Origin of the sequence: Sphingopyxis sp., from assembly GCF_016793825.1 — a bacterium.
Lineage (GTDB): Bacteria > Pseudomonadota > Alphaproteobacteria > Sphingomonadales > Sphingomonadaceae > Sphingopyxis.
The window spans coordinates 326496-353394 of sequence record NZ_JAEULM010000044.1 but is presented as its reverse complement, the minus strand read 5'-3'; the positions used below and the strand labels follow the sequence as shown (position 1 = coordinate 353394).

The 26899-nt window shown below is 63.0% G+C and carries 32 protein-coding genes; 18 read left to right on the top strand and 14 right to left on the bottom strand.

The genetic code is table 11. From position 1 onward, the window contains the following. Positions 1-20 precede the first annotated feature (20 nt). From JNM03_RS14610 to JNM03_RS14580, 7 genes are all read right to left on the bottom strand, one after another. Positions 21-1070, bottom strand: a complete 1050-nt coding sequence (locus JNM03_RS14610; protein WP_294037680.1) for a type II secretion system F family protein — start codon at positions 1068-1070, stop codon at positions 21-23. A gap of 13 nt (positions 1071-1083) precedes the next feature. Beyond that, positions 1084-2049, bottom strand: coding sequence for a type II secretion system F family protein (locus JNM03_RS14605; RefSeq protein WP_294037678.1), 966 nt, complete (start codon positions 2047-2049; stop codon positions 1084-1086). A 65-nt stretch (positions 2050-2114) separates the two neighbouring features. After that, the gene (locus tag JNM03_RS14600) at positions 2115-3392 is read right to left on the bottom strand and encodes a pilus assembly protein CpaE (protein ID WP_294037676.1); all 1278 of its coding nucleotides are present in this window, start codon (positions 3390-3392) and stop codon (positions 2115-2117) included. Next, the gene (locus JNM03_RS14595; RefSeq protein WP_294037674.1) at positions 3389-4036 is read right to left on the bottom strand and encodes a CpaD family pilus assembly protein; all 648 of its coding nucleotides are present in this window, start codon (positions 4034-4036) and stop codon (positions 3389-3391) included. Before JNM03_RS14595 ends, JNM03_RS14600 begins: the two co-directional genes overlap by 4 nt. A 25-nt stretch (positions 4037-4061) precedes the next feature. Continuing rightward, positions 4062-5567, bottom strand: a complete 1506-nt coding sequence (locus JNM03_RS14590) for a type II and III secretion system protein family protein (RefSeq protein WP_294037673.1) — start codon at positions 5565-5567, stop codon at positions 4062-4064. A gap of 1 nt (position 5568) precedes the next feature. Beyond that, the gene (gene cpaB, locus JNM03_RS14585) at positions 5569-6597 is read right to left on the bottom strand and encodes a Flp pilus assembly protein CpaB (protein ID WP_294037672.1); all 1029 of its coding nucleotides are present in this window, start codon (positions 6595-6597) and stop codon (positions 5569-5571) included. 54 nt (positions 6598-6651) lie between these two features. Continuing rightward, positions 6652-7134, bottom strand: a complete 483-nt coding sequence (locus JNM03_RS14580) for a prepilin peptidase (protein ID WP_294037671.1) — start codon at positions 7132-7134, stop codon at positions 6652-6654. A 95-nt stretch (positions 7135-7229) separates the two neighbouring features. Between JNM03_RS14580 and JNM03_RS14575 the strand changes: the two genes are divergently transcribed. Next, positions 7230-8360 carry an FAD-binding oxidoreductase gene (locus JNM03_RS14575; protein ID WP_294037670.1) on the top strand — a complete coding sequence of 377 codons (1131 nt, stop codon included), beginning with the start codon at positions 7230-7232 and terminating at the stop codon, positions 8358-8360. Positions 8361-8452: 92 nt separating this feature from the next. Beyond that, positions 8453-8629, top strand: a complete 177-nt coding sequence (locus JNM03_RS14570) for a DUF1508 domain-containing protein (protein WP_294037668.1) — start codon at positions 8453-8455, stop codon at positions 8627-8629. Between the two features lie 20 nt (positions 8630-8649). Here JNM03_RS14570 and rnhA read toward each other — a convergent pair whose 3' ends face one another. Genes rnhA through ispH form a run of 3 tightly spaced genes read right to left on the bottom strand, consistent with a single transcriptional unit; the run spans position 8650 to position 11035 of the window. Further along, positions 8650-9102 (bottom strand): ribonuclease HI, encoded by a 453-nt coding sequence (rnhA, locus tag JNM03_RS14565; protein ID WP_294037666.1) that lies wholly within the window; start codon positions 9100-9102, stop codon positions 8650-8652. Continuing rightward, positions 9099-10061 carry a homoserine kinase gene (gene thrB / locus JNM03_RS14560; RefSeq protein WP_294037664.1) on the bottom strand — a complete coding sequence of 321 codons (963 nt, stop codon included), beginning with the start codon at positions 10059-10061 and terminating at the stop codon, positions 9099-9101. Before thrB ends, rnhA begins: the two co-directional genes overlap by 4 nt. Next, a complete protein-coding gene (gene ispH / locus JNM03_RS14555) occupies positions 10061-11035 on the bottom strand; it encodes a 4-hydroxy-3-methylbut-2-enyl diphosphate reductase (protein ID WP_294037977.1) in 975 nt (324 codons plus the stop codon). Before ispH ends, thrB begins: the two co-directional genes overlap by 1 nt. 171 nt (positions 11036-11206) lie before the next feature. Between ispH and JNM03_RS14550 the strand changes: the two genes are divergently transcribed. The 9 genes from JNM03_RS14550 (at position 11207) to tatC (ending at position 18466) form a co-directional block, all read left to right on the top strand. Then, positions 11207-11878 (top strand): hypothetical protein, encoded by a 672-nt coding sequence (locus tag JNM03_RS14550; protein ID WP_294037662.1) that lies wholly within the window; start codon positions 11207-11209, stop codon positions 11876-11878. A 135-nt stretch (positions 11879-12013) separates the two neighbouring features. Beyond that, a complete protein-coding gene (gene argS / locus JNM03_RS14545; protein WP_294037661.1) occupies positions 12014-13741 on the top strand; it encodes an arginine--tRNA ligase in 1728 nt (575 codons plus the stop codon). Then, entirely contained in the window at positions 13741-14532 is a 792-nt protein-coding gene (locus JNM03_RS14540; RefSeq protein ID WP_294037659.1) for an SPOR domain-containing protein, read from the top strand. The genes argS and JNM03_RS14540 overlap by 1 nt, the downstream gene beginning before the upstream one ends. 95 nt (positions 14533-14627) lie before the next feature. Continuing rightward, positions 14628-15635: a beta-N-acetylhexosaminidase gene (gene nagZ, locus JNM03_RS14535; protein ID WP_294037657.1), complete on the top strand. Its 1008-nt coding sequence runs from the start codon at positions 14628-14630 to the stop codon at positions 15633-15635. Positions 15636-15642: 7 nt separating this feature from the next. Continuing rightward, positions 15643-16413: a ScpA family protein gene (locus JNM03_RS14530; protein WP_294037655.1), complete on the top strand. Its 771-nt coding sequence runs from the start codon at positions 15643-15645 to the stop codon at positions 16411-16413. Further along, positions 16410-17003, top strand: coding sequence for an SMC-Scp complex subunit ScpB (gene scpB / locus JNM03_RS14525; protein ID WP_294037654.1), 594 nt, complete (start codon positions 16410-16412; stop codon positions 17001-17003). The genes JNM03_RS14530 and scpB overlap by 4 nt, the downstream gene beginning before the upstream one ends. A 25-nt stretch (positions 17004-17028) precedes the next feature. Then, complete coding sequence (locus JNM03_RS14520) at positions 17029-17253, top strand: twin-arginine translocase TatA/TatE family subunit (RefSeq protein ID WP_294037653.1); 225 nt, start codon at positions 17029-17031, stop codon at positions 17251-17253. Positions 17254-17285: 32 nt separating this feature from the next. Then, positions 17286-17666, top strand: coding sequence for a Sec-independent protein translocase protein TatB (gene tatB, locus JNM03_RS14515; protein WP_294037651.1), 381 nt, complete (start codon positions 17286-17288; stop codon positions 17664-17666). A gap of 44 nt (positions 17667-17710) precedes the next feature. Then, complete coding sequence (gene tatC / locus JNM03_RS14510) at positions 17711-18466, top strand: twin-arginine translocase subunit TatC (protein ID WP_294037975.1); 756 nt, start codon at positions 17711-17713, stop codon at positions 18464-18466. Positions 18467-18505: 39 nt separating this feature from the next. Here the strand turns inward: tatC and JNM03_RS14505 are convergent, their stop codons facing one another. Next, positions 18506-18634: an entericidin A/B family lipoprotein gene (locus JNM03_RS14505; protein ID WP_294037649.1), complete on the bottom strand. Its 129-nt coding sequence runs from the start codon at positions 18632-18634 to the stop codon at positions 18506-18508. 222 nt (positions 18635-18856) lie between these two features. After that, entirely contained in the window at positions 18857-20317 is a 1461-nt protein-coding gene (gene mgtE, locus JNM03_RS14500; RefSeq protein ID WP_294037647.1) for a magnesium transporter, read from the bottom strand. 166 nt (positions 20318-20483) lie between these two features. Between mgtE and JNM03_RS14495 the strand changes: the two genes are divergently transcribed. Then, positions 20484-20933, top strand: coding sequence for a peptidylprolyl isomerase (locus tag JNM03_RS14495; RefSeq protein WP_294037645.1), 450 nt, complete (start codon positions 20484-20486; stop codon positions 20931-20933). Positions 20934-21094: 161 nt separating this feature from the next. Here JNM03_RS14495 and JNM03_RS14490 read toward each other — a convergent pair whose 3' ends face one another. Continuing rightward, entirely contained in the window at positions 21095-22225 is a 1131-nt protein-coding gene (locus tag JNM03_RS14490; RefSeq protein ID WP_294037643.1) for a nitronate monooxygenase, read from the bottom strand. A 97-nt stretch (positions 22226-22322) separates the two neighbouring features. Here JNM03_RS14490 and nadC point away from each other — a divergent pair, with 97 nt between their 5' ends. From nadC to JNM03_RS14475, 3 genes are all read left to right on the top strand, one after another. Further along, the gene (gene nadC / locus JNM03_RS14485; RefSeq protein WP_294037633.1) at positions 22323-23171 is read left to right on the top strand and encodes a carboxylating nicotinate-nucleotide diphosphorylase; all 849 of its coding nucleotides are present in this window, start codon (positions 22323-22325) and stop codon (positions 23169-23171) included. Beyond that, the gene (locus tag JNM03_RS14480; RefSeq protein ID WP_294037631.1) at positions 23158-23880 is read left to right on the top strand and encodes a ribonuclease T(2); all 723 of its coding nucleotides are present in this window, start codon (positions 23158-23160) and stop codon (positions 23878-23880) included. Before nadC ends, JNM03_RS14480 begins: the two co-directional genes overlap by 14 nt. Positions 23881-23975: 95 nt before the next feature. After that, positions 23976-24203, top strand: coding sequence for a hypothetical protein (locus JNM03_RS14475; protein ID WP_294037629.1), 228 nt, complete (start codon positions 23976-23978; stop codon positions 24201-24203). 10 nt (positions 24204-24213) lie between these two features. On the opposite strand, the gene JNM03_RS14470 is transcribed toward JNM03_RS14475, so the two are convergent. Next, positions 24214-25485 carry an MFS transporter gene (locus JNM03_RS14470; RefSeq protein ID WP_294037627.1) on the bottom strand — a complete coding sequence of 424 codons (1272 nt, stop codon included), beginning with the start codon at positions 25483-25485 and terminating at the stop codon, positions 24214-24216. 147 nt (positions 25486-25632) lie between these two features. Here JNM03_RS14470 and pgsA point away from each other — a divergent pair, with 147 nt between their 5' ends. From pgsA to JNM03_RS14455, 3 genes are read left to right on the top strand one after another with little or no spacing between them, the layout of a single operon-like run. Next, complete coding sequence (gene pgsA, locus JNM03_RS14465) at positions 25633-26205, top strand: CDP-diacylglycerol--glycerol-3-phosphate 3-phosphatidyltransferase (protein WP_294037625.1); 573 nt, start codon at positions 25633-25635, stop codon at positions 26203-26205. 4 nt (positions 26206-26209) lie between these two features. After that, a complete protein-coding gene (locus JNM03_RS14460; RefSeq protein WP_294037624.1) occupies positions 26210-26461 on the top strand; it encodes a MoaD/ThiS family protein in 252 nt (83 codons plus the stop codon). After that, positions 26458-26898: a molybdenum cofactor biosynthesis protein MoaE gene (locus JNM03_RS14455; RefSeq protein ID WP_294037622.1), complete on the top strand. Its 441-nt coding sequence runs from the start codon at positions 26458-26460 to the stop codon at positions 26896-26898. The genes JNM03_RS14460 and JNM03_RS14455 overlap by 4 nt, the downstream gene beginning before the upstream one ends. The last annotated feature ends 1 nt before the right edge of the window (position 26899 follow it).

Here is a 26899-nt window from a genome sequence, read left to right as displayed (position 1 = left end):
CTGTCGTTCCGGCTATTGCGTCAGCCGTTGCCGCCGCCGAAGCTGCCGCCCGACATCGCATCGCTCAGCGAACAGGCCGCCGGGCCGAGAATGACGATGAACAAGCAGGGCAGAATGAACAGAATCAGCGGCACCGTCATGATCGCGGGTAGCCGTGCGGCCTTTTCCTCGGCACGCATCATGCGTTCGTTGCGGAACTCGGCCGACAGCACGCGCAGCGCGCTGGCGAGCGGTGTGCCGTATTTCTCGGTCTGGATCATGGTCGTGACTACACCCTTCACCGAATCGAGGTTGACGCGATAGGCAAGATTCTCGAACGCTTGTCGACGCTCGGTCAGGAAGCCCAGTTCGATCGACGTCAGCGCGAACTCTTCTCCCAGTTCGGGATAGGCGCGTCCCAATTCCTTCGATACGCGCGAGAAGGCGGTGTCGACGGTCAGACCCGCCTCGGCGCAGATGACAAGCAGGTCGAGCGCGTCGGGAAGGCCTTTGCGGATCTTGTCGGTACGTTTTTGTCGCTTGTTGTCGACGAACAGGTCTGGCGCTTTGTACCCCAGGATCAGCGCTGCCATCGTGGCGCCCGAGCGCTTCATGCTCGTCATGTCGGGCCACATGTCGACCCAATAGATCAGAAAGGCCGCAAGGCCGCCGAACAGGATCGGCAGGACGAGCCGACCAAAGATAACGGCGACGGCGAGGTCTTTCGATCGAATCCCCGCTTGCGCCAGTTTTTGCTGGACCTCTTTGATCTGGCTTTCCTGCAGAACCTGCAGTTTGCCGAGAAAGGTCCGCATCTTGTCGGCATGCTGATTCTTGCGAACCAGCTTGGCGCGACGCTTGGTGGTCGAGGCCGTGATACCCGCCTTGAGCTGTTCGCGGCGGTCGTTGAGCGCTTTTACACGCTTGGTCATCGGGTTGCGGACGGTCAGCGCGCCATAGATGGCGACGAGAACTGCGCCGACACCGACCGCAGCCACCATCGTAGCGACCCAGACGACATCGACGCCGAGCAACGTCGGGCCGCTGTGGGCCCCGGTGAAGGTCGCGGTGAGGAGGAAATTGCTGTTCATCTGCGCGCGTCCCTCAGATCTCGAAACTGATCATTTTTTTCATGATGAAGACACCAATGCTCATCCAGCAAAGGCCGCCGAGCCCGGTCACGATCAGCCGTTGTTCATAGAAGAATCCGGCCAGATACTGGGGGTTCATCATCCACACGATGCCGAACACGAAGAAGGGAAGGGCGCCAACGATATAGGCCGAAGCCTTTGCTTCCGATGACATCGCCTTGATCTTCAGCTTCATCTGGGCGCGCTTGCGCAACACGTCCGACAGGTTGGCGAGCGTTTCGGCAAGGTTGCCGCCCGTTTCGCGCTGGATCTGGATCGTGATGCAGAAGAACTGGAACTCGGGTGTGCCGAGCATGTCGGCCGATTCCTGCAGGGCTGCTTCCATCGTGTTGCCGATACGGATGCGTTCGACGACTCCCCGGAATTCCTCGCCCACCGGGCCGGGAAGTTCGTGGCTCACGACCTGGAAGGTTTCGGTGACCGGCAGACCCGATTTCAGGCCGCGGACGAGCAGGTCGATCGCGTCTGGAAAGCGGGTGGTGAAGGCGTTGACGCGCTTTTTGATCAGGCGCCCAACATAAGCGAAGGGAAGCCAGATTCCGCCAAGCAAGCCGACCATGACAGCCAACGGAAACGGTGTTCGCAGCACGAGCAGCCCGCCTGTTACCAGGACGAACAGTCCCATGCAGACGAAGATATATTTGCTGAGATCCCAGTTCTTGCCGGTCCGGCGCAGACGGCGCTCCATCAGGTCGCGACGCGGAATCAGGCTGGATATGCTGTCGGAACTGCCGCTGGCCGCGATCGTCCGGCGCATCTGCGCGGCGACGACGGCTTCGGTCGAATTGGCGTGGCGATCACGTACCGTCGCCAGTCGGCGGCTCTTCGCCTTGCCGACCGACGGGCCCGCGAAGGCGAGCACAAGCATGCCGAAGGCCACGACGGCAGCGGCGATGATAAGGATCAACGACAGGTTCATGATCGCCCTTTGTCCGCTTCAATCCACGGCGCGACAGCGGCCGGCGATGCCGACCGCCGCGTGCCTTACTTTGCGCCCTTTTTGGACACCAGCGAGCCGAGGCCGCCGAGCTTGCCGAGCAGCGAGCCGCCCGATTTGCCCTTGCCCGACGGTGCCTGGCTTTCCTCGGCGCTTTCATCCGCACCGTCGATCACCAACCGCATCAGGCTTGTCCAGACCTGCGCCGACTTCGTGCCCTTGCAGATTTCTGCATAGGATTTGCCGAGCTTCGCCGCCTGGCTGATCAACTTGGGATCAAACGGAACGACGATGTCGATCGGACGTTCGATCGACGATTCAAATTCCTTGCGTGACAATTCGCCGACAGCCGTCTGGAATTTGTTGGCAACCAGGATCACGCGCGCGCCAGGAACATTCTGCTTGAACCACGACAGCATGCGAATCGTGTCGCGCGCCGAGGCGAGCGTCACGTCGCTGACCAGCAGGATCGTACCAACTTCCGACACCAAGTGCGGGAAGGGGATCAGAACCTGGCGGGGGATATCGACGATCGTCATCTCGAACGCATTGCGCAGCTCTTCCTCCAACTGGAAGAAGGCCGAGCCGTCGGTCATCACCGGCTGATGGATAGGTGCCTCGGCCGACAGCAGGCTGAGCTTGTCCGAAGCGCGCACCATCGCGCGTTCGATGAACAGACCGTCGATACGGCTGGGGTTGTCGATGGCGTCGATCAGGCCGCGGCCAGGCTCGAGGTCGAGCGTCAGCGCGCCGGTTCCGAAATGCACGTCGAGATCGAGCAGCGCGGTCTGACGTTCGGCCTGTTCGCTGATCGCCCAGGCGAGCGACGTGGATATCATCGATGCACCGACACCACCGCGCACGCCCACCACCGCCATCATGTGATGTGGCTTGTCGTCATGCGCGTCGGCATGCTTCGGCGACGAGAGCAGCGCTTGCGCCATGGTCAGCGATTCGCGGACCTGATCGATCGAGAGAGGTTTCAGAAGATAGTCCTGAATTCCGCTCGACAGAAGGTCGCGGTACAGACGGACGTCGTTGACCTGACCCGCCGCGATCACGACCGTACCGGGTTCGCAGACTTCGGCGAGCGCGTTGATGTCGTTGATCGGGTCGCCCGATTCGGACATGTCGACGAACAGGATGTTCGGGCTTGCGGATACCGAAAGCGACTGCACTGCGTTGCGCAGGCCGCCCTTGTTACATTTCTCGACCGGCCAGCCCATGTCGGCTGTCGCGGCGCGGATCAGCTCCAGCGTGTCGTCGTCGCAGACGAACGCATTGAAGGGATCACGAAGCCCTGCGGCTTTGAAAGGTGCGTTCACTGGCCGCCTCCGCTGTTGCTTGTTGCCTGGCTCTTGAGTTCGCCGGCACCCGTCGGGGGTTTCTCGCGATAGACCTTGATCGCGCGCGTTGCGGCGCTCGGGTCGCTTTCTTTCGTGGTTGCGCCCTTGATCAGGTCATTGGCGTCGGCGACCATCGCGGCAAGATTGCTGTTGGTTGCGCAGCCATAGTTCGACGAGGTCGAATTGTTGACGTTGATCGACGATTTGCTCGACCAGTCCGGGCAGTTCGGCACATGAGCCGAAGCACGGGTCACGACGACGCGCAGATAGCCGGGCGCGATCGTTCCCGTGGTCACGGGCACTTCGTTGGTCAGCATCAGGCCACGGCGTTCGATCATCGCGCGGATCGTCGACTGGGCCTCGTTGGCGCCATAGACCGAGGGATCTTCGACGGCGATACGATCACCATAGCGCACGCCCATCGCGTCGAGCCAGCCCTGGAGGCGACCCTGTTCGCTGGGAGCGAGATCGCCGCTGCCGGCCGCGACATCGAACTGATAAACGGTGTTGCGTACCAGCGGTTGATGGACCGAATCCAGGCCGCGGTTGCTGTGCGCGGTGCTCGTGCACCCCGCCAGCGACGTTGCCAGTGCCAGGGCGGTCAAAGTTGCGATTGTTTTCATCACTATGCTCCTGATTACCAGCGCGTCACTTTTTCAGGCTGAACCCGGGCGCCGCATCGCTGCTGCCGCCACGCGGGCGATCGGCGTCGCCGACCGTCGTGTCGAGCTGCGGCTTGGGCCGCTCGCCACCGCTCACGCCGTCTGTCGTCTGATTGAGCAGCAGGCGCTTCAGATCGTTCGAGTCCTGATAGGCGTCGGTCGGCAGCTTGATGTCGTTCGCCGAAACCGGGGTTACCAGATACGGGGTGACGACGATGACGAGTTCGGTTTCGCCGCGGCGGAAGCTGTCCGACTTGAACAGCATGCCGAGGAGCGGAACGTCGCCGATGCCCGGCATCTTGTCGATGGCGCCGATCGAACGGTTGTTCATCAGGCCGGCGATCATGAAGCTTTCGCCCGAGCCGAGTTCGACTGTCGTTTCGGCGCGGCGGATCGTCAGCGCGGGGATCTGGAAGCCGTCCATCTCGATCGCGCCTTCGGTCGACAGTTCCGACACTTCGGGGCGGACGCGCAGGCTGATGCGACCGTTCGACAGAACCGTTGGCGTATAGGCCAGGCTCACGCCATATTTGCGATATTCGATCGTCGTGCCGGCGAAGTTGCCGGGAATCGGGATCGGGAACTCGCCGCCGGCGAGGAAGTCAGCGGTTTCGCCAGAAATCGCGGTCAGGTTCGGCTGCGCCAATGTGACCACCATGCCGGACCGCTCGCCCATATCGAGCGAAGCGATCAGGTCGAGCCCGAACAGGCGACCTGCGCCGGCAAGGCTACGGGTGCCGCTGGGCGTGGTGAAGCCATAGCTGGTGCTGCCTGCCGGAACCGGCGGAGTGCCTTCGCCCGGGTACAGGATCTGGCCAGCGGTACGGCCGCCAAATACGCCACCCAGGAAGCCGTTGCCCAGCGGGCCATCCCGGTCGCGGGTCAGCAGGTTGCCGCTGATTTCCTTGACGAGCGAACGGTTCACTTCGGCAATGCGGACCTGCAGGTTGACCTGCAGCGGCGTCGCGGTGCGGAGGCGCGAGAGCACCTTGGTCTGCTCGCCGACGAAAGCCTGAACCAGGCGTTCGGCTTCGGCCGCGTCGTCGGGCGACTGGACGGTGCCGGTCAGCAGAACAAAGCCGTTCATCGTGTTCGACGAGATCTTGGCGTCCGGCATGGCCAGCGACAGCATCTGGTCGATCGTCTCGATATTGTTGCCGACGCGGGCGACGGTCGAATAGACCACCCGGCCGCTGGCATCGGTCGCGTAAATGCTGGTCTCGCCTGGTTTTTTGCCGAAGACGTAGAGCTGCCGGCCCGAGCGAACCTGGACGTCGGCGACTTCGTCGTTCGCGACGAACACGTCGGTCATCGGTGCCGAGAGGCTGATCAGGCGACCGCGGCCCACCGACAGGTCGATGCTGCTGCTGGCGTTCTGCGTGGCTTGGGCCGAGGCCTGTTGGGCCGGGGCGGAAACCAGGGTCGCTGCGATCAGGCCGATGGCCAGAGTGCGGGCGAGATTGGTGGCCATGAAATTGGCTTTGCTGTTCATCTTACTTACCCCCAACCGGAATTTCGGTCACCTTGTCGCCGCGCGTCACGCGGACCACCGGACCCCGCGGTGCTGCGGGAGCACCCATGGCGACCGGAGCGCCGCCGCCCTGCTGCTGGGGCGGACGGGCGGCCGAGACACGACCGCTGACCGGGATCCAGAAGCGCGAGATGTCGCCGCCCGTCGTGGCAGTTTTCGCCGTCGTCGGACGTGCGGCGGCTTCGGCCAGCATCCGGCGTTCGGCAGCAGTGCCGCCCTTCGTCGGGACATTCACGTCACCCGATGCGATGGCCGCTTCGAGTTCGCCGCTGCTTTCGGCAAGCGGACGAAGCGACAGCGAAAGTTTGCCCATATTCTGCGCCACAGCGATACGTTCGGCGATTTCGGGCGTGGCTTCGAGCGTTACCGAACCAAAGGTGCGCACCGGCGTCTTGCCAGTTTCGTCCTCGGCATCGTAGCGCTGGTCGGTCGCGAGGACGCGGACGTTACGCACGATGGTTTCGGCGGTGAACAACTGCTTGTCGGGATAGCTGCTCTTTTCGGTGTCGATCTCAATCGTCTGGGCCAGCACCACGTCGACGCGGTCGCCAGGGAAGACGAAGCCGGCGACGCCTTGTTCCTGCGAGACCTTGACCGTCACGGCGCGCATGCCCGGGCCCAGCGCCGCAGCGAGGAAGCCGCGATCGTCGGGATGGACGAGCGCGCCCTGCGTCAGCGGCTGACCCGCGGTGATCGGATAGCGCACGACGGTTCCGACCAGCGTCTGGACGTCGGTCTTTTCCTTCATGAAATAGGCTTTCTCGACCAGCTCCTTTGGCCAGGGCTGGAACCGGAAGCTGTCCGGCCCGATGATCGTGCCGGCCGGCAGTTGCCGGGTCGCTACCAGGATCATGGGCCCGTTGATGTCCGGTGCGGCCGCGGCGCGAGCCTGCGGTGCCGATGCGCCGCGCATCATCTGGTTGACCCCGAACGCCGCGCCGATGGCAATCACCAGCGCGCCGACGATCAGCATAATCTTTCGCGTATCCATGACGATTTTTCGCCTCCTCACACCAGCCGGATGCGGCGGTGCTTGCCCTCAGCTTCAAGCGATAGACTGAAAGTGGTTAAGATATTGTTGGTGAAGCGCCCAAAGGCCTGCAACGGCGATGGCGACCCCATAGGGAACCTCTATCACCTTGTCCGAAGGGCGAATTTTCGACTGGATGAGCATGATGGCGGACAAAATGCCGCCGCCGATAGCCATCACCGTCAGGGTCTCGAGAAACAGATTTAGCGGAATCCACAGCATGACGGCGCCAATCATCTTGACGTCGCCGCCGCCCATGGCTCCGATGGCGAACAGTCCGGCAAACACCAGGAAGACTGCGAAAGCCGCGCCGAACTGGATCGCGGCGTCGGGCCACAGGTGCATTCCGCTGGCGACCCAGAAGGGGATCGCGGACAGCGCGATCGCAGCGTTCAGGCCGTTCGAGATCGATCGCGACCGCAGGTCGCTGATTGCCGCAAGGGTCATCAGGCTGGCGAGCAGCACCATCAGGCCCAGCGTGATTGGAGCGTTTTCCATCGCTCTTTTCCTAGTGAGCATGACTTACCAAAAAGTAACCATGATAGGGCGCCACGCGGCTTGCATTCCGCGGGCCAGCCGATATGCGGCGCGCTATGGACGACGCGCTGCCTTCCTCGATAGATGTGCTGATTGTCGGAGCCGGCATTGCCGGAGCCAGCCTGGCGGCGTCATTGGCACCGCACCGCGCGGTCCTGATGATCGAAGCCGAGGATACGCCGGGATATCACGCGACAGGGCGCTCGGCTGCTTTCTGGCATGAAACCTATGGCGGGCCGCTTGTGCAACCTTTGTCGACCGCATCCTTCAGCCTCCTGCTTGCCCCCTCGGCCGACTTTTCGGAACGCAGTTTCCTGTCGCCGCGGGCGGCGTTGAACCTCGGGCGGCGCAACGAGGCGGGCACCGTCGATGCCTTTACTGCGGAATTTGCCGCCAGAGGCCTGGATATCCAGCGCGTTTCGGGAAGCGATGTCGAGCGGATCGTTCCCGGTATTCGTCCTGAATGGAGCGAAGCTGCCTATGAGGGCGCATGCAGCGACATAGACGTGGGTGCGTTGCATGCCGCCTATCTGCGCGCGGCGCGGCGCGGCGGCGCGCAGATTGCGACCCGCGCAAGTCTGACCGCCGCGCGCCGGACCGGGCAGGGCTGGGAGGTGCGGATAGGTACGGAGACGATCCACGCCGGCGTTATCGTCAATGCCGCCGGTGCCTGGGCCGATGCGGTGGCGACGCTCTGCGGCGCGGCGCCGCTCGGAATTCAACCCTATCGCCGCACGGTCGTGCAACTTCGCCTCGGCTTTCCGGTGCCGGCCTCGCTGCCGCTGGTGATCCACGTCGGGGGCAGCTTTTATTTCAAGGGCGAAAGCGAAGGCCGCGTCTGGCTGAGTCCGCATGACGAAACGCCGTCCGAACCGTGCGATGCGGCGCCCGAGGAACTGGACGTCGCGATCGCGATCGACCGGATGCAGAAAGTCGTCGACTGGCCGATCGCGGCGGTTGAACGCAAATGGGCCGGATTGCGCAGCTTTGCTCCCGACCGTATCCCCGTGTTCGGTGCCGACCCGCACGTGGCGGGGTTCTATTGGTGTGCGGGGCAGGGCGGTTTCGGAATCCAAACCTCGCCGGCGATCGGCGCGCTGCTCGCAGCGGATCTCGGCGCGCCCGCGCCGACGGGGCCGATCGGGACTATAGACGCCGGGGTGTTCGCGCCATCGCGTTTCGGTTGACGCCGCATATAGCGACTTGCACCGCGAAATGGCTGTATTACCATGGACTTGGTTGCGTCACCCCCGGCGCAACCCGACCTGTGGAGGATGGCATGGCCCATTATTTCGAGATCAAGAAGAACAAGGCCGGCGAATTTGTCGCCTATTTCAAATATAATAGCGAATCCATCTTCTGGACCGAAGGCTATAGCAGCAAGGCCTCTGCCAAGAATGCGATCGAGTCGATCAAGAAGAATGGGCCGGGCGCGGAGGTTCGTGAAGCCGAGTAGATTTTAGAGGGCGCGGGCGTTTACCGCGCCCGCGCCACTTCCAGCGCGGCATCGCTCGCGAGCTTGTCGGCAAGCTCGTTGTCACCATGACCGGCATGCCCCTTGACCCATAGCCACTCGATCTTGTGCCGCTTGGCTTCGGTGACCAGCCGCTGCCACAGGTCTGCATTGGCCACCGGCTTTTTCGCAGCGGTTTTCCAACCGTTCTTTTGCCAGCCGAATACCCATTTGGTGATACCGTCGCGCACATAAACGCTGTCGGTCGATAGTTCGACGTTGCATGATCGCTTGAGCGTTGCCAGCGCTTCGATCGCGGCCATCAACTCCATGCGGTTGTTCGTCGTATCGGGCTCTCCCCCCGAAAGCGTCTTCACAACATCACCCCAACGGAGCACTGCGCCCCATCCGCCGGGGCCGGGATTGCCCTTGCAGGCGCCGTCGGTGGCGACGATGACCGTCTTGCCGTCGCTCATGCGGTCAGGAACAGTGCTGCGGCGTCTGCCGCCTGATACCGGCGCAGGCGGTTGAGAAAGGGTGACGGGTCCTTGCGCGTGACCAGCGCATCGGCGGGTGTATGGACCCAGTCGTGCGCGCGAGTGAGCAAAAAGCGCAACGCCGCGCCGCGGGCGAGCAGCGGCAAGACGGCAATTTCGTCCGGCGAGAGTGCGACTTCGCGAAGATATCCCTGCATCAGCGCCCTGGCCGCCGCGTTTGAGCAGCGGTTGCCGTCGTCCGAAAAGGTCCAGGAAGCGTGCGTGACCGCGACGTCGTAGGCGCGGAAGTCGCTGGCAGCGAAATAGAAGTCGATGAGGCCAGTGACCGTGTCACCCAGCATCAGGACATTGTCCGGGAACAGGTCGGCATGGATCACATGGGCGGGAATGTCCGTTGGCCAGTTTGCGTCGAGAAAGGCAAGCTCGTCGTCGACTATCGCCTGCAGTCCTGGAAGAACCGCGTCGAGATTGCCTGTCGCCTCAGCCACTCCCCGCCAATGGGCGCGTCCCATGCTGTTTTCCCGCGCGCTGGAAAAATCCGCAACGGCGCGATGCATTGCGCCGAGCGCCGCCCCGGCGGCGTGGCACTGACCTTCGGTCGGATGCGTCAGCGAAATGCCGGGCAGGAATTGGATGAGGCAGGCGGAGCGTTCGGAAATCTTCTGAATCGCGATGCCGTCGCGATCGCGGATCATGGCAGGAACGGGGCAGCCACGTGCAGCGAGATGGTCGAGCAGATCGACGAAGAACGGCAGGTCGCCTTGCTGAACGCGCTTTTCATAGAGTGTCAGGATGAAGCGTCCGCCCGTCGTTTCGAGCAGGAAATTGCTGTTCTCGACGCCCTCTGCAATGCCTTTGCAGGACAGGACGGTGCCGATGTCATAGCGAGCGACGAGCGCGGCAAGGTCGTCGGGATCGACGTGCGTATAGACGGCCATCAGGCGGCTTCGAGCCCGCGCGGCAGTTTGAAGACCATGTTTTCTTCGGCGGTTATCACGACGTCCTCGATGATCGCACGGTGTGCGGCAACGGCATCGATGACTTCGCGCACCAGTGTTTCGGGCGCACTGGCGCCAGCAGTGATGCCAAGTGTGTCAATGCCGACGAGCCAGGCCGGCTCGATGTCGCTTCCCCGCTGAACAAGATGAGCGGGCGTGCCGAGCCTCTCGGCGACTTCGACAAGGCGAAGGCTGTTCGAGCTGTTGGGCGCTCCGATCACGATAACGCGGTCGCACTGGCCGGCGATGGCTTTCACGGCATCCTGCCGGTTCGACGTGGCATAGCAGATATCCTCGCCGCGCGGTCCTGTGATGGCCGGGAACCGGTGCTGCAGCGCTGAAATGATATCGCGCGTATCGTCGACCGACAGAGTCGTCTGGGTCAGGAAGGAAAGCATTTCGGGGTCGGGCGGCGACAGGGCCGCGACGTCGTCGACCGATTCGACGAGCGTCATGGCCCCGGGGGGAAGTTGGCCCAGCGTGCCGATCACCTCGGGATGGCCGGCATGGCCGACGAAAATGATGTGCCGCCCGCTTTCACTGGCGCGTTCCGCCTGTCGGTGCACCTTCGACACAAGCGGACAGGTCGCGTCGATATAGTCGAGCCCGCGCGCTTCGGCTTTTGCGGGGACCGCCTTGGGAACGCCGTGCGCACTGAAAACCACCGGCGCGCCGTCCGGAACCTGATCGAGCGATTCGACGAAAATCGCGCCTTTCGCCTTCAGCGAGTCCACCACATAGCGGTTGTGGACGATTTCATGGCGGACGTAGACCGGAGCGCCAAAGCGATCGAGCGCCAGCTCTACGATGCGGATGGCGCGATCGACGCCGGCGCAGAAGCCGCGCGGGGCCGCCACCAAAACCCTTAGTTCGGAGCCTTGTTCTGCCGTTTCGCCGCCGTCGGAGGGCGTCATCGGATGGGGAACATTCATGATGCGCGCGCTCTAGCGCAGCAGTCCATATCGGGTAAAGCGACTTCGCACCGTTGCGCGCCGTTCATCGCACCGATAAGAAGCGGCGCGCATGGAGTTTTGGAACCTTCGTTTCGACATATCCGCGCCAGGTTTTTGGAAAGTTCTGACCCTATGATGTCTTTTTCGCTTTCGTCCCGCAAATGGATCGCCGTGCTGGGCGGAGCCGCAACTCTGGCGACAGTCGCCGGCTGTGCGAAGGACAATGACATCGACATCTCGTCGGGCGTCGGCATCACGGCGACGCGCAATGTCTGCCCCGCGGTTGCGGTGCCGATGCATACCGGCGACATCACGCTGTTCGACCCGGCAAACAGCCGCGACGCGGCGGCGATCGACATCGTCGCGACGATTACCAATGTTGTGCCGTCGTGCAACGACGCGGCGGAGAAAGTCTATCAGCTCGCCAGTTTCGATGTCATGGCAACTCGTCGTGACCCGGGGCCGGCGCGTACGGTGACCTTGCCCTATTTCTCGACCGTGGTGCAGGGCGGAACCGCCGTTGTTGCCAAGCGGATCGGCCAGGTGACGGTCAGCTTTGCCGAAGGGCAGGTGCGCGGCACCGGGCACGGCCAGGCCGCGGCTTATGTCGATCGGGCCGCGGCGACGCTACCCGCCGATATTCAGGAGCGCATCACGCGCAAGCGCAAGGCCGGCGAGGAAGACGCGGCAATCGATCCACTGAGCGTGCCGGAAGTACGCACCGCGGTGCAGCGCGCCAGCTTCGAACTGCTCGTCGGTTTTCAGCTGTCGCAGGAACAGCTCGAGTATAACGTCCGACGATAGAACGCGCGGCGGCGTCTCGGGCCGTTCGCTTCGTTCATCCTTGCGGTGCCTCTCCGGCGGCGCAGGGCTTTTCGCGTTGTCCAAGCCGGGCTAAGGCGCGTGCCAACGATATTTGACTCAAGCTTAGGATCCGCCGTGACCCTGTTCAGCCGTTTTTCCGATCACATCGATACCGCGCTCGATGCGCTTGTCGCGCAGGGCGCGCTGCCGGCCGCGCTCGATCGCGGCGCGATCAGCGTCGAGCCGCCGCGCGACCCGTCGCATGGCGATGTCGCGACGAACGCCGCGATGGTGCTTGCGAAGCCAGCGGGCACCAATCCGCGCGCTCTCGCCGATCTGCTCGCGGCCCAACTGGGTGCGCTGGACGAGGTCGTCGAGGCGTATGTGGCTGGCCCGGGCTTTATAAACCTGCGCGTCGCGGAAGGAAGCTGGCGTGACGAACTGGCGCTCATCCACCACGACGGCGACAATTACGGCCGCTCGAATATGGGTAAAGGTCGCCGGGTAAACGTAGAATATGTCTCCGCCAACCCCACCGGGCCGATGCATGTCGGCCATTGCCGCGGCGCGGTGGTCGGCGACGCACTCGCTACGTTGCTCGAATTTGCCGGGCACCAGGTCGTTCGCGAATATTATGTCAACGACGCCGGCGCCCAGGTCGATGTACTCGCGCGTTCCGTCCATATGCGGTACCGTGAGGCGTTGGGCGAGGATATCGGAGCGATCCCGGATGGTCTCTATCCGGGCGATTATCTGAAACCAGTCGCCGAAAAGCTCGCCGCCGAATATGGCGATACCTATGTCGGCGCTCCCGAAGCAGCATGGCTTGGGCTGTTCCGCGCCGAAGCGGTTAGCGCGATGATGGACATGATACGCGCCGATCTTGCCAAGCTTGGCATCCACCATGATCTGTTTTCGTCCGAGGCCGAGTTGCAGGCCGAAGGGAAACCTGCGGACGCCGAAAGATGGCTTAGGGAACATGGTCTTGTGTATGACGGTGTGCTTGAGGCGCCAAAAGGCGAGACGCCCGAGGATTGGGAGCCGGTCGAGCTGCCGCTCTTTCGTTCGACGCAGTTCGGGGACGATCAGGATCGCCCGATCAAGAAGTCGGATGGAAGCTGGACCTATTTCGGGGCCGACCTCGCCTATCATTATCAGAAGGCGCAGGGTGCCGACGAGCTGATCGACATCTGGGGCGCCGATCATGCCGGTACAGTGAAACGGATCAGGGCGGCAGTCGCGGCGCTGACGGGCGGCAAGACGCGCTTCGACGTCAAGCTTGTCCAGATGGTGCGTCTGCTCAAGAATGGCGAGCCCTTCAAGATGTCGAAGCGGGCGGGGAATTTCGTTACGCTCGCCGATATCGTCGATGAAGTCGGCAAGGATGCCGTTCGCTTCACCATGCTGACCCGCAAGGCCGATGCGCAGATGGATTTCGATTTCGCGAAGGTGGTCGAAGCCTCACGCGATAACCCGGTATTTTATGTCCAGTATGCGCACGCGCGGATTGCGTCGCTGAAGCGCAAGCTTGCCGAAGCGGGTGTCACGCCCTCTTTGCCGAAGCTCACGCGGCTCGATTCCTATGAGCTTGGGTTGATCAAATTGCTCGCGCAGTTCCCCCGGATCGTCGAGGCGGCCGCCTCGGCGCGTGAGCCGCATCGCATAGCCTTTTTCCTCGGCGACGTCGCTGCGGCGTTCCACGCCTGGTGGAATGCCGGCAACGATCGTCCCGACGCTCGTGTCATTTTGGCAAATGATCCCGAACTGACTGCGACGCGCCTTTATTTGGCCGATGGAATCGGGCAGGTTATCCGAAACGGGCTGCACCTGATGGGGGTCGAGGCGCTTGAGGAGATGAACTGATGGCCGACGACCGGAAATCGGATGCGGGTGACGCCGGGCTTGGCCTTGAAGGCGAAGATCGCCTTCCCTGGCTGGAGGCGGCCGACGACTACGAGGGCGACGGTGATGTTTCGCCGGCGCGCCTGTTGATCATGGTGCTTGGCGGGCTGTTGCTGATCGGCGCGGTGCTTGGCGGTCTCTGGTGGATGCAGAACGGCGGCGCACGCGGCCAGGGCGAGCTGATCGTAGCCGAAAAGGGCAACTACAAGGTTGCCCCCACGACCGATGGCGCCAAGACGTTCGAAGGCGAAGGCGACGCAAGCTTTGCCGCGACGGAGGGCGCCGAGCCGTCGGGGAAGGTTGACGCAAGCCGCATGCCGGAAGAGCCGGCCGTGACTCCCGCCGAGCGCGAAGCCGCAGCGAAAGCCATGGCCGAGAAAACCCGATCCGAAAGGGATGTAGCGGCGAAGGCGGAGGCGGCGCGGATCGCGGCGAGTGACAAGGACAAGCCCAAACCGGCGGCGATGTCGATCAAGACCGCCGAAGCGGCGACGAAGGACAAGGTTTCGGAGGGTGGATCGGCTACGATCCAGCTCGGCGCCTTCAGCAGCGAGGCGGCGGCGGCGAAGGCCTGGACCAATCTGTCGAAGCGCTTTCCCTATCTTGCCGAACTCGGCAAGTCGGTGGCGCCAACGACGGCGGGCGAAAAGACGATCTATCGCCTACGCGCGGGGGCGGGATCGGCGGCCAATGCGGCATCGCTGTGCGCCAAATTACGCGTTGCGGGTGAAAATTGCGTCGTCGTCCGCTGATTTGGCCCGGTTGGCCGCACCGGATATTGGTTCACCTGTTTCGTCATGCCATGTTGCGATTCAGGGGGGCGCCGACCTATGGAGGTTGACGCAAGATGATACCCGCAATTTTCGGCCTTTCGGGCCTGAGCCTGACCGACGACGAGCGCGCGTTTTTCCGCGATAGCGATCCCGCGGGTTATATTTTGTTCGGCCGCAATATCGAGAACCGCGACCAGTTGCGGAAATTGACTGACGAATTGCGCAACCTTGACGGCCGGAACGACCTGCCGATCCTGATCGATCAGGAAGGCGGGCGCGTGGCGCGGATGAAGGCACCTGAATGGCCCGATTTCCCGAGCGGCGCGGCATTTGACGCCTTGTATGAGCGCGCGCCCGCGAGCGCGATCGAGGCCGCGCGGCTCAACGCGATGGCGCTTGCGTCGATGCTGTCCGATGTCGGGATCACGGTCGATTGCCTGCCACTGCTCGACGTGCGCTGGCCCGGCGCGAGCGATATTATAGGCGATCGGGCGCTGGGCAGCGAACCAATGCGTGTCGCGGCGCTTGGGCGTGCGATCCTGAACGGTCTGCAGGATGGAGGAATCGTCGGGGTCGTGAAGCATATCCCAGGCCACGGCCGCGCCTTGTTCGATTCGCACGAGAAACTGTCGAGGGTTGCAGCGTCCGATCAGGAACTGTTGACCGATCTGGCACCCTTCGCAGCGCTGCGCGATGCCGCGATGGCGATGACCTGCCATGTGATCTTCGAAGCTTGGGATGCCGAGCGCCCGGCAACGCTGTCCCCGACCATCATCGATGGCATCATCCGGCAACGTGTCGGGTTCTACGGTCTGTTGATGACCGACGACCTCGACATGAAGGCGTTGTCGGGCGACGTTCCGTCGCGCGCCGCGGATGCGATCGCCGCAGGCTGCGACATCGCACTCAATTGCTGGGCAAAGATGGGGGACATGATCGGCATCGCCAACGCCCTCGATCCTATCAGTACCGTTTCGCGCGCGCGCTTGGAAGGCGCGATGGATCGTGTCGCTGGGACAAAAGATCCGCGGGCGTTCAACGTTCTTGTCGACCAGCGCGATGCGCTACTGGCGATGGCCTGAGACGGCGATGCAGGAGCTGCAGCTCGACTTCGAAATCGCTCCGGCAGCGGCAGAACGGGAAGACGCGCTGCAACTCAGCCTCGATAGCTGGGAAGGTCCGCTCGACCTGTTGCTGACGCTTGCTCGCAGCCAGAAGGTCGACCTCCGGCAGATTTCGATTCTGGCGCTGGTCGAACAATATCTGGCCTATATCGACGAGATGCGGGCAAAACTGGAGGTCGCCGCCGACTATCTGGTGATGGCGGCGTGGCTCGCCTATCTCAAATCGGCCCTGCTGCTACCTAAGGATCCTGCCGAAGATCCGTCGCCCGACGAACTGGCACTCCGGCTCCAGCTCCGGCTGCAGCGCCTCGCAGCGATGCGCGAAGCCGCGGCGCGGATGCTGGCGCGGGATCGCATAGGTCGCGACGTGTTCTTGCGGGCGAAGCCAGAAGGCTTGCGCGACGTGAAGCTTCGTCGCTGGGACGCGAGCCTGTACGATCTGCTGGCGGCCTATGGTCAAGTCAAGCTGCGCACCGAACCGGTGGTTCATATGGTATCGCGGCGTCCAGTGATCACGCTCGATGCCGCGCTGCAACATCTGGAACGACTGATTGGCATCAAGCTCGATTGGGCGGAGCTTTCCGATTTTCTGCCCGTCGATTATAAGGGGCCGCTCCGGCGTTCCGCCATTGCATCAAGTTTTGTCGCTGCGCTTGAACTGGCGCGGCAAGGCCGCGTCGACTTGAAGCAGGAAGCGGCGTTCGAGCCGCTCTATTTGAAGGCTGCCGGGGCATGATTGACGATCTGGAACGTGCTATTGAGGCGATGCTGTTCGCCAGCGATGAGCCGCTGGATGCGCGTCAGGTCGCAGGGCGCCTCGGCGACGAGATGACACCGGGTGAGGTGCGAGCGATCATCCTGCGCATTGCCGAGCGTCATGATGAAAGCGGCATCGAATTGGTCGAACGCGGCGGACATTGGCATTTTCAAACGCCCGCCGACTTGGCCCACCTGCTGCGTCGCGAGCGCGACGATCCGCGCAAGCTGTCGCGTGCGGCGGCGGAGGTGCTAGCGATCGTCGCTTATCACGAGCCGGTGAGCCGCGCCGAGATCGAGGCGATCCGTGGGGTCCAGACTTCCAAGGGTACGCTGGATGTCCTGATGGAAGCCGAATGGATCGCGCCCGCCGGGCGACGCGAGGTGCCGGGCCGACCGCTGATCTATAAGACAACCGATATGTTCTTGCAGCATTTCGGCCTCGCCAGTCGGAAAGACCTGCCGGGGATCGACGATTTACGTGCCGCCGGTCTGCTGGACCCCGTCGATCTCGCTTTCGAGGTGGCGATGGGCGAACTGGACCTAGTAAAAGATGGCGAAGAGTCCTAGATGGGCGCTTCAAGGAGATTTTGAGATGGGTCTTTCTAGCATCTGGCACTGGCTTCTGCTGGGTCTCGTCGTCCTGCTGTTGTTCGGCAAGGGTCGGTTTTCTGACGCGATGGGCGATGTCGCCAAGGGCATCAAGAGCTTCAAGAAGGGTATGGCCGAAGACGATGCGCCGCCCGCGCCCAAGCATATCGAGGGGCAGCGGGCACCTGACGCCACTCCAACGCCGACAGCTGAAACCGAAATCCGCTGACCGATAGCGGTCTACGGAGATCAGGCTGAATCATGTTCGACGTCGCGCCGACCGAGTTGCTGCTCGTCATCGTGGTAGCCTTGGTCGTCATCGGACCCAAGGATTTGCCAAAGGCGATGCGTTTTGTCGGCAAATGGGTCGGCAAGGCGCGCGGTATGGCGCGCCATTTCCGTGCAGGGCTCGACACGATGATGCGCGAGGCTGAGCTCGAAGAGCTCGAGAAGCAATGGCGCGCCCAGAACGATGCAATCATGCGCGAGTTTCCGCGCATCGACGATGCAGGTGCGGGTACGCCCCCGATTGTTGCAGCGCCGTTGACCGACGATACATTGCCGGAAAATCCCGATCACGCCGCCGCGGCGACGCGACCTGAAACGCATGACGTGCCGCCGCGCGATGGCCCGCTGCCGTGACCACGGAAGGTTCCGACACGATCGAGGACGGCGCCGGTGGCAAGATGCCGTTGCTCGATCATCTGGTCGAGCTCCGCTCGCGGCTTTTGAAATCGTTGATGGCGGTTGGGTTGGCGTTCGGGGTTTGTCTGTATTTTGCTCGGGAGATTTTTGGGGTTCTTGTCCATCCTCTTGTCGTGGCGGGGCAGGGCAAACTAATCTACACCCAATTATTCGAGGCGTTTTTCGTCGAGATCAAGGTCGCGCTTTTCGCGGCGATGATGATCGCTTTTCCGGTGATCGCGAACCAGCTTTGGAAATTCGTCGCGCCGGGTCTGTATCGCAAGGAAAAGCGCGCTCTGCTGCCTTTCCTGTTTGCGACCCCGGTGTTGTTTGCGGTGGGCGCCAGCTTCGCCTATTTCATCACGATTCCGATCGCGCTGAAATTCCTGCTCGGATATCAGGGCGAGGTCGGCGGCGTGACGCAGGAAGCGCTGCCGTCGGTCGGCAACTATCTGAGTTTTGTCATGCAGTTCATCATGGCGTTCGGCATCGCATTCCTGTTGCCGATCCTGCTGATGCTCATCGAACGATCGGGACTGGTGACGCGGCAGCAGCTCATTTCGGCGCGGCGCTATATGATCGTCGCGGCGTTTGCGGTCGCCGCCGTATTCACGCCGCCCGATATCCTGAGCCAGCTTTTGCTCGCGATCCCGCTCGTGTTTTTATACGAGATTTCGATCTTTGCGATCTGGTTTACGAGCCGTAATCGCAAGACAGGCGCCGAAGAGGCGCCTGTCGAGCCTCTCGAAGAGGCGTAGGGTAAGCGAAATACAGGGATAAGCGAACCCTGACCTCGATCAGTGGATGACTTCGCTACCGGCCTGGCCGACCGATTCGATATCGCGGCCTGCGCCCTTCACCGTATTGCAGCCAGCGACCAGAAAACTGGCGAGCAGGGTGAAGAGAATAACACGGACATTCGTCATTTTATCACCTCTCAGGGACAAGGTTGCAAAATGGCCCGGCACGCTTCGAGGGGGGGGGGGAGGGAATGCGGCCGGGCCAATGTTGCTGAGCAGCGCTGCGGGGGGGCGATGATCGCTGCTCGAATAGGAAACGACCGATGCAGGGGATAAGTTCCCGAAAAAAGCGGACGGTGTAAAAAAATTTTGCGATCGCTTCGAATCGCTTTTGAATCAGGTGGTTATTCAACCCATCGCCGTCAGGCCGCTGAGTACGGCCAGGCCCAGGAACGAGAAAAAGCCCATGATATCGGTCAGCGTCGTGACAAAGACCGCCGACGATACGGCGGGATCGATGTCGAACCGATCGAGCGTGACGGGCACCAATATCCCCGCCAGCCCCGCCACCAGATTGTTGATCAGCATCGCTGCCGCGATGACGCCGCCGAGCAGGACATTATCGAACAGCAGGGCGGTTCCCGACCCGATGAGTATGCCGAGCGACAGGCCGTTCACCGCCGCGATGCGGAATTCGCGCAGGATCATGCGCAGCGTGTTCGAGGCCGTTAGCTGATTGGTCGCGATCGCGCGAACCGTCACGGCCAGCGTCTGGGTCCCGGCGTTGCCGCCCATACCCGATACGATCGGCATCAGGACGGCGAGAAGGGCCAGTTTCGCGATCGCTCCCTGAAATATTCCGACGACCGACGCCGCCAGCATTGCGGTGCCGAGGTTGACGACCAGCCAGCTGAGGCGCGTGCGGATCGTCAGCGCGATCGGTTCGTTGATGTCGCCATCGCCGGCACCGGACAGGCGCAGAATATCCTCTCCGGCCTCTTCCTGAATGATATGGACGACGTCATCGACCGTGATCATCCCGACCAGACGGCCGGCCTTGTCGACGACCGCCGCCGATATCAGCGCATATTTCTGAAAGCGCAGCGCGACTTCTTCCTGATCCATATCGACCGGAATCAGCGTCTGTTCGCGCTTCATCAGATCGGCGATCGAAACGTCGCGAGGGGTCCGCAGAATCCAGCTCAGCTGGCAGGTGCCGACCGGGCGGTGCATGGGATCGACGACGAAGATTTCCCAGAAATCGGTGGCGAGATCGACGTCTTCGCGTAGCCGGTCGATCACGTCGCCGACCATGACATGTTCAGGCACCGCGACATATTCGCGCTGCATGAGGCGGCCGGCCGATTCTTCAGGAAAGGAAAGAGCATCCACGATCGCGGCGCGATCTCCGGGCTCCATCGCGTCGAGAACCGCCTGCTGTTCATCCTCCTCCATATCCTCGATGATCGCGACGGCGTCGTCGGTATCGAGTTCGGATGCGAGTTCGGCGACCTGTTCGGGCGCGAGGAGATCGATCAGTTCCTCGCGCACATAATCGTTCATTTCGGCGACGACATCTGCGGACAGCATGTCGCCAAGCACCGCGGCAAGCATAGGCCGCTCGTCGGAGCTCGCCAGTTCGAACAGGTCGGCAATGTCTGCCGGATGGAGGCGGCCGACACGCTCGCGCGCGGCCTCGCCTTCGCCCGCTTCGGCCAGTTCGATCACGTCGCGGACGAATTCGGGGCGCAACCGGTCGTCCTCGTCGAGTTCGGTTTCGACGTCGCGCTGCGGCTGGTCGCGGTCGGGTTCGCGGTTTTCGGTGAGGATCGTGTCGTCCGGGAGCAGGGGTTCTTCGCGTTTGTCCATCGCGGTCCTCCCTGAGTAATGCGGCGTCCGTGCCTCCCCCTAGTCCCGCAGGGGGGCGAAGGCAACGCCATGGCATTCGTTTGCGCATTTAGTACGTGGCTTTGGCCTTGGTCCCCGCTATGGCACCGCCAAATTCCCACGCCAGATTTCAATCAAGGAGCCAACCATGTCCGATCAGACGCTCACCCTTTCGCTGTCGACTGGCGATGTCGTCATCCGCCTGCGCCCCGATCTTGCGCCGCAGCATGTCGAACGCATCACGACGCTCGCCAAGGAAGGCTTTTACGACGATGTCGTCTTCCACCGCGTAATCCCCGGTTTCATGGCGCAGGGCGGCGATCCGACAGGCACCGGCATGGGCGGCAGCAAGCTGCCCGACCTGCCGCAGGAGTTCAGCGCCGAGCCGCATGTCCGCGGCGTGTGTTCGATGGCGCGTGCGCAGAACCCGAACAGCGCGAACAGCCAGTTCTTCATCTGTTTCGACGATGCGCGTTTCCTCGACCGCCAGTACACGGTGTGGGGCGAGGTGATCGAAGGCATGGACAATGTCGACGCGCTGCCGAAGGGCGAGCCGCCGCGCGAGCCCGGCAAGATCGTCAAGGCGACGGTGGCGTAAGTTCCTTTGGTAATCCTCCTCATGCCAAAGACATGGGGAGGGGGCCATGCGAAGCTTGGTGTAGGGGCGACAAGCGCAGCGAGCGCTGCGCGATTGCCCCCTCCGTCAGCCTCGCGGCCTGCCACCTCCCGATCGCTGCGCGACCGGGAGGATCGGCATGATCATTCCCTCACGAAGCCGTTCAGGCGTTCGCAGGCGGCGATCCAGTCTTCCTTGAATTGCTGAACGACCTGGCCGGCGCCCATGGCCTCGTTCATCAGACCGACTCCCTGGCCGACCCAATAGGTCGCCAGCGCCTTTGCGCCTTCGTGGCCCCCTTCGGACAGCTTGTCGACTTTGCGCAGCGCCGGTTCGCTGACCAGCGATTGCAGGGGCATCGGCAACGGCGTGGGCGCGTCCTCTGCCTCCCATGCATCGGTCCATGGCGAGCGGAGCTGGCGCGACGGCTTGCCGGTCCGGCTTTTCGACCGGACCGTGTCGCGCGACGAGGCGGCCAGCATCTTTTCCTTTACGACCGGATTGGTTTCGGCCTCGGCCGTGGTGAGCCAGACCGACCCGGTCCATGCGCCGTGCGCGCCCATCGCCATCGCCGCCGCCATCTGCCGTCCGGTGACGATCCCGCCGGCCGCGAGGATGGGTGTGCTGGCCCCTACGGCCTCGACCGCCGCCGCGACTTCGGGCACGAGCACCATCGTCGCGACCTCTCCGCAATGCCCGCCGGCCTCGCCGCCGGCCACGACAAGGATGTCGACGCCGGCGCGCACCTGGGTGAGCGCATGGTCGCGCGTGCCGACCAGCGCGGCGACGGGGACGTTGTGCTGCTTGCCGAGGTCGAGCATGAGCTGCGGTGGAACCCCCAGCGCATTGGCGATCAGCCCGATCGGATGGCGAAACGCGACCTCGAGCAGTTTTGCCGCGCCATCCTCGCGCATATTGTCGCCCAGGCTGCCGCCGGTGGCGGGCAGGGCGAGGTTCGAGTCATCGACGCCATGCTTGCTCAGCAGCCCGGCAACGAAGGCCTTGTGCGCATCGGGGATCGGCGGCAGCTCGCGGCGATCCTCGCCCTTGCCGGCGAAGCTGTTCGGGACGATCAGGTCGACACCATAGGGGCGGCCGCCGATATGATCGTCGATCCATGCCAATTCTTCCTCCAGCCGTTCGGGCGGTAGCGACGCGGCGCCGAAGACGCCCATGCCGCCGGCCTTCGACACGGCTACGACGACGTCACGGCAGTGGGAGAAGGCGAGCAGCGGGAATTCGATACCGAGCATCGCGCAGATGGGGGATTGCATGGGCGTTTCTCTCCATTTCCTTATTTGCAGCTATGTCAGCGCTAGTTGACGTAAACGTCAAGTTGATTTGCGCCGAAGCCGCTCTATCGCCGTTGGCATGAGCGAATTCTCCCTTCCCGGTTTCGATGCCGGCGCCTTCGTCCGCAGCACCCTTGGCGAGGATTTGTCGTCGGGAGGCGACATTACGTCGATGGCGACGATCCCTGCCGACGCCCTGTTTGCGGGGGTGATGGACAGCCGCGATGCCATTACCGTGGCGGGCCTGCCGCTCGCCGCGCTTTTCTTTCGCGCGCTCGACCCCGCGATGGACATCGAAATCCTCGTAGAAGAGGGCGCGCGGGTGCCGGCCGGCAGCGACCTGATGCGACTGTCGGGCCATGCCCGCGCGATGCTGACCGCCGAGCGGTCGGCGCTGAACACGGTCCAGCATTTGTCAGGCATCGCGACGATGACTCGGCAATATGTCGATGCGCTTGACGGGACAGGGGCGATCCTCCTCGACACGCGCAAGACGATTCCGGGTCTGCGCGTGCTCGAAAAATATGCGACGCGGATGGGCGGCGCGAGCAATCACCGCATGGGATTGTGGGACGCGGCGATGATCAAGGACAATCATGTCGCGGTCGCGGGATCGGTCGAAGAAGCGGTACGGCGCGCGGTGGACGCGGGGATCGAGCGGATCATCGTCGAAGTCGATCGCGTGGCGCAGGTCGAACCCGCGCTTGCGGCGGGCGCGACGCACCTGCTGCTGGACAACATGAGCCTCGACGAGCTGCGTGCGAGCGTGGCGCTTGTTGGCGGCAAGGTACCGACCGAAGCGTCGGGGGGCGTGCGGCTCGACACGATTCGCGATATCGGGGCGACGGGTGTGACCTATGTATCGGTGGGGCGTTTGACCCAGTCGGCGCCGGCGGCGGATATCGGGCTCGACTTTGCGCTGGCGTAGCGCGGTTGCCGCGGCGCTGGTGCTGGCACCGGCCGCGGCGCAGGCTCAGTCGCTTGCCTGCACGATCCCCGATCGTATCGCGATCCCGCGTCTGGAACAGCGGCCGCGCGACGAGCCGGTGCGCACGCCGGCGATCACCGGATACAAGCTGAGTATGAGCTGGTCGCCGCAGCATTGCGCAAGGGTTCGCAATCCGCGCGATGCGCGCGACCGCTTTCAGTGTTCGGGCGAGAATGGCCGTTTTGGATGGGTGCTGCATGGCCTGTGGCCCGAGGCGGATACGCCGGGCTATCCACAATGGTGCCGACCGGCGAAGATCGTGCCGCAGCCAGTGTTGAAGAAGCATCTGTGCATGACGCCGTCGGCGCAGCTTTTGCAGCATGAATGGGCGAAGCATGGGACGTGCATGAGCCCGCACCCCGCCGCGTATTTTCAGGCGGCTGCCATGCTGTTTCGGGCGGTGCGTTTTCCTGACATGGAAGCGCTGGCGGCCGACGCCCGGACCGCGAGAGATGTTCGCCGCGCGTTTGCCGCACGCAATCGGGGCGTGACGGAATCCATGGTGGCGGTGACCGCCGACCGCGACGGCTCGCTCAGCGAAGTAAGCCTCTGCCTTGGCCCGCGGATGCGGCCTCAGGCCTGCAAACCGTTCCAGAAAGGACTGGCCGATCGCAAGGCGGTGCGGATCCGCCGGATGCCCGGCGGTTAAGGAACGCGCCGGTAATCGTCCCGTCGCGGGACGCGGCTGCCGTTAACTCTTTTTTAACCTTATCGACTCGTTAACGCAGTCCTAGCCTCGCGGGCATGGACTCGGACGACCAGATCAATATTCGCGAGCGGTTGCGTCTGCATGCCGCACGCCAGCTCACCATCGCGCGGCTGAATGGGGCCGGAGATTGGCAGGGCGAGTTGCGCGAGACCTTGCGCGTGGACCGTGCCCTGCCGTCGCCATGGGCGCGAGGCAGCGATACGCGCCTGTTTGTGGAGAGCTTCGCCATCTTCTTCGTCGCGACGATGATGTTCCTGCTCTGACGGCAGGGGCCTAGTCGCAGGCCTTGTGCAGTTTCCAGGCGAGCCAGGCGGACAGAAGGCACATCGCGGCGACCATCAGCAAGGTGTCGTCGATGGTCAGGCCGAGCGCGATCAGGACGCTGAGCAACAGCGTCGCGGCGACCATGAAGCCCGAATTGACGATATTGTTGGCTGCGACGGTACGCGCCGTTTGCGACTTGGCGACCGTGGTGGTCAGGAAGGCGTAGAGCGGCACCACGAACATGCCGCCGGCCACCGCTATGCCCAGCAGATCGACGATGATGCGGTCGCCCGCCGTCAGCGACAGGAACTCGCGCCAGTCCATCAGGCTGCCGTCGCGGTGCGTCCAGCCCTTCACCGACCACCAGAGATCCAGCACGAAGAGCCCCATCACGATCACCGATCCGGGCGAATATCGCGCCGAAACATGGCCCTTGAGAAGCCGGTTGACGATGATCGATCCGATCGCGACGCCGACCGAGAATATGGCCGTGAACATCGTGGCGACCGTATTGTCGGCGCCCAATGCGTTTTTGACCAGCGGCGGAAATTGCGCCGCGAGGATCGCGCCGATCGCCCAGAAGAAGCTGATCGACACGATCGCGAGGAACAGGCGCGGGATATGCATCGTGCCGTTCACGAGCTGCCACGACGAACGCAGGACATTATGGTCGATGGCGAGCCCTTCGGCTTCCTTTTCCGGCGGCGCGGGGGGCACGTGCGACGCCGTCAACCGGCCGATGATCGCGACGCATATGATGCCGGGAATAGCAATATGCGGGGGCGTGAGGCCGCCGACGATCGAGCCGCCCAGAATGGCGATATAGGTGCCCGCCTCGACCCATCCGGTGCCGGCGAGAACTTCGTCCTCCCCCAGATGCTGGGGCAGGATTGCGTATTTGATGGGGCCGAAAAAGGTCGAATGCATACCCATCGAAAACAGCGCGAGCAGCATCAGCGGGACATTGTGTAACCAGATGCCCGCCGCGCCGACGATCATAATCCCGATCTCGGCGGTCTTGATGAGGCGAATCAACCGCGTCTTGTCGGTGCTGTCGGCCAGCTGTCCGGCGAGCGCCGAGAAGAGGAAGAAGGGCAGGATGAAAAGTCCGCCGGCTAGCGCGTTGAACCACGCCTCGGTTTCCGGATCCTTGTAGATGGTGAAGGTGGCGAGGATCACCATCGCCATCTTGTAGAAATTGTCGTTGAAGGCGTTGAGGAACTGCGTGGCAAAAAGGGGCAGGAACCGGCGTTGCTTCAGCAGCACAAGGGAACCGGTCATTGAAAATCCACTTTTGCAGCCCGACATTTCGACATCACGCTCGCCGAATAATCTTCGTTTCGGCAATCCTGTTGTCGTGCGGGGGGCTTATCGGTTAGGGCTTTCGGGGTCAAAGCCCATTTTGGAACGGATAAGCCACCGGCGGTCATGCTGAGTCTTCCCAATATCCTGACGCTGTCGCGCATTCTGGCGGTTCCTATCCTGCTGTTCCTTCTGTGGCCGGGTGTCGCCGAAGGGTCGTTGCAGCCCAAGCCGGTCGATTATGCGTTCGCGTTCGGGCTCTACTGCCTGATGGGCATCACCGATTATTTTGACGGTTATGTTGCACGGTCGCGCGGCATCGTGTCGCGACTGGGAGCTTTTCTCGATCCGATCGCCGACAAGATCATGATCGCGGCGGTTATCCTGCTCCTGGTCTTTACCTGCGATATCGCCGGCTATCATGTCATCGCGGCGCTGATGATCCTGCTGCGTGAAATCATCGTGTCGGGCCTTCGCGAGTTTCTTGCGACCTTGCAGGTGTCGATGCCCGTGACCCAACTCGCCAAATGGAAGACGACCTTTCAGCTGGTTGCCTTTGGCGCGTTGATCCTGGCGGGGGCGTTGCCCGCGATGGAATGGATCAAGGCGGTGGGGCTTGTGTCGCTGTGGGGGGCGGCGGTGCTGACGCTGATTACCGGCTGGGACTATCTGCGCGTCGGCCTGAAGCATATGGATTGAGGGCATGGCGCTGACGATCAGCTATTTCGCCTGGGTGCGCGAACGGATGGGGATCGGCGAGGAGTCGATCGAACGACCGGTCGGAGTCTCGACGGTGGCGGACCTGATCGCATGGCTGGCCGCGCGCGACGAACGGGGCGGCCTGACCTTTTCCGAACCCGGCCGCGTTCGCGCGGCGGTCGATGGTCGCATGGCCGGACCGGGCACCGCGTTGGGCCGTGATATCGCCCTGTTCCCGCCAGTGACGGGCGGATGATCCGCGTCGCCGTTCAGGATGCCGCGATCGACATCGCGGCCGAACTCGACATCCACGATGCCGGCGGCCATGGCGCGAGCGCGAGTTTCATCGGACGGGTCCGCGGCGAGGGCGACCTTGTCGAGCTGTTTCTCGAGCATCATCCGTTACTGACCGAGGCGGGGCTTGCCGATGTAGCGCATGTCGCGGCCGACCGATGGTCGCTGTCGGCGTTGACGGTTGTCCACCGGGTGGGAGCGATGGCGCCGGGCGACACGATCGTGTTCGTTCTTGCGAGCAGCGCCCATCGTGCGGAGGCGCTGGCGGCGTGCGAATATCTGATCGATCGGCTCAAGACCGATGTGATGCTGTGGAAACGCGAGCGTTTTGTCGACGGGCGGAGCGCGTGGGTGGAACCGCGCGAGGGCGACCGCAAGCGCGCCGCGCGCTGGGACTGAC

Bases quoted from the DNA above. Each gene is read 5' to 3' on its own strand.
- JNM03_RS14540 (WP_294037659.1), top strand. From the start codon at position 13,741: ATGGCCGACGACCGGAAATCGGATGCGGGTGACGCCGGGCTTGGCCTT.
- JNM03_RS14475 (WP_294037629.1), top strand. From the start codon at position 23,976: ATGGACTCGGACGACCAGATCAATATTCGCGAGCGGTTGCGTCTGCAT.
- JNM03_RS14460 (WP_294037624.1), top strand. From the start codon at position 26,210: ATGGCGCTGACGATCAGCTATTTCGCCTGGGTGCGCGAACGGATGGGG.
- nadC (WP_294037633.1), top strand. From the start codon at position 22,323: ATGAGCGAATTCTCCCTTCCCGGTTTCGATGCCGGCGCCTTCGTCCGC.
- JNM03_RS14550 (WP_294037662.1), top strand. From the start codon at position 11,207: ATGATGTCTTTTTCGCTTTCGTCCCGCAAATGGATCGCCGTGCTGGGC.
- JNM03_RS14570 (WP_294037668.1), top strand. From the start codon at position 8,453: ATGGCCCATTATTTCGAGATCAAGAAGAACAAGGCCGGCGAATTTGTC.
- JNM03_RS14505 (WP_294037649.1), bottom strand. From the start codon at position 18,634: ATGACGAATGTCCGTGTTATTCTCTTCACCCTGCTCGCCAGTTTTCTG.
- JNM03_RS14520 (WP_294037653.1), top strand. From the start codon at position 17,029: ATGGGTCTTTCTAGCATCTGGCACTGGCTTCTGCTGGGTCTCGTCGTC.
- JNM03_RS14610 (WP_294037680.1), bottom strand. From the start codon at position 1,070: ATGAACAGCAATTTCCTCCTCACCGCGACCTTCACCGGGGCCCACAGC.
- nagZ (WP_294037657.1), top strand. From the start codon at position 14,628: ATGATACCCGCAATTTTCGGCCTTTCGGGCCTGAGCCTGACCGACGAC.
- mgtE (WP_294037647.1), bottom strand. From the start codon at position 20,317: ATGGACAAACGCGAAGAACCCCTGCTCCCGGACGACACGATCCTCACC.
- JNM03_RS14595 (WP_294037674.1), bottom strand. From the start codon at position 4,036: ATGAAAACAATCGCAACTTTGACCGCCCTGGCACTGGCAACGTCGCTG.
- JNM03_RS14530 (WP_294037655.1), top strand. From the start codon at position 15,643: ATGCAGGAGCTGCAGCTCGACTTCGAAATCGCTCCGGCAGCGGCAGAA.
- ispH (WP_294037977.1), bottom strand. From the start codon at position 11,035: ATGACGCCCTCCGACGGCGGCGAAACGGCAGAACAAGGCTCCGAACTA.
- tatC (WP_294037975.1), top strand. From the start codon at position 17,711: ATGCCGTTGCTCGATCATCTGGTCGAGCTCCGCTCGCGGCTTTTGAAA.
- JNM03_RS14575 (WP_294037670.1), top strand. From the start codon at position 7,230: ATGGACGACGCGCTGCCTTCCTCGATAGATGTGCTGATTGTCGGAGCC.
- thrB (WP_294037664.1), bottom strand. From the start codon at position 10,061: ATGGCCGTCTATACGCACGTCGATCCCGACGACCTTGCCGCGCTCGTC.
- JNM03_RS14455 (WP_294037622.1), top strand. From the start codon at position 26,458: ATGATCCGCGTCGCCGTTCAGGATGCCGCGATCGACATCGCGGCCGAA.
- JNM03_RS14470 (WP_294037627.1), bottom strand. From the start codon at position 25,485: ATGACCGGTTCCCTTGTGCTGCTGAAGCAACGCCGGTTCCTGCCCCTT.
- JNM03_RS14580 (WP_294037671.1), bottom strand. From the start codon at position 7,134: ATGGAAAACGCTCCAATCACGCTGGGCCTGATGGTGCTGCTCGCCAGC.
- cpaB (WP_294037672.1), bottom strand. From the start codon at position 6,597: ATGGATACGCGAAAGATTATGCTGATCGTCGGCGCGCTGGTGATTGCC.
- pgsA (WP_294037625.1), top strand. From the start codon at position 25,633: ATGCTGAGTCTTCCCAATATCCTGACGCTGTCGCGCATTCTGGCGGTT.
- JNM03_RS14590 (WP_294037673.1), bottom strand. From the start codon at position 5,567: ATGAACAGCAAAGCCAATTTCATGGCCACCAATCTCGCCCGCACTCTG.
- JNM03_RS14605 (WP_294037678.1), bottom strand. From the start codon at position 2,049: ATGAACCTGTCGTTGATCCTTATCATCGCCGCTGCCGTCGTGGCCTTC.
- tatB (WP_294037651.1), top strand. From the start codon at position 17,286: ATGTTCGACGTCGCGCCGACCGAGTTGCTGCTCGTCATCGTGGTAGCC.
- scpB (WP_294037654.1), top strand. From the start codon at position 16,410: ATGATTGACGATCTGGAACGTGCTATTGAGGCGATGCTGTTCGCCAGC.
- JNM03_RS14495 (WP_294037645.1), top strand. From the start codon at position 20,484: ATGTCCGATCAGACGCTCACCCTTTCGCTGTCGACTGGCGATGTCGTC.
- rnhA (WP_294037666.1), bottom strand. From the start codon at position 9,102: ATGAGCGACGGCAAGACGGTCATCGTCGCCACCGACGGCGCCTGCAAG.
- JNM03_RS14490 (WP_294037643.1), bottom strand. From the start codon at position 22,225: ATGCAATCCCCCATCTGCGCGATGCTCGGTATCGAATTCCCGCTGCTC.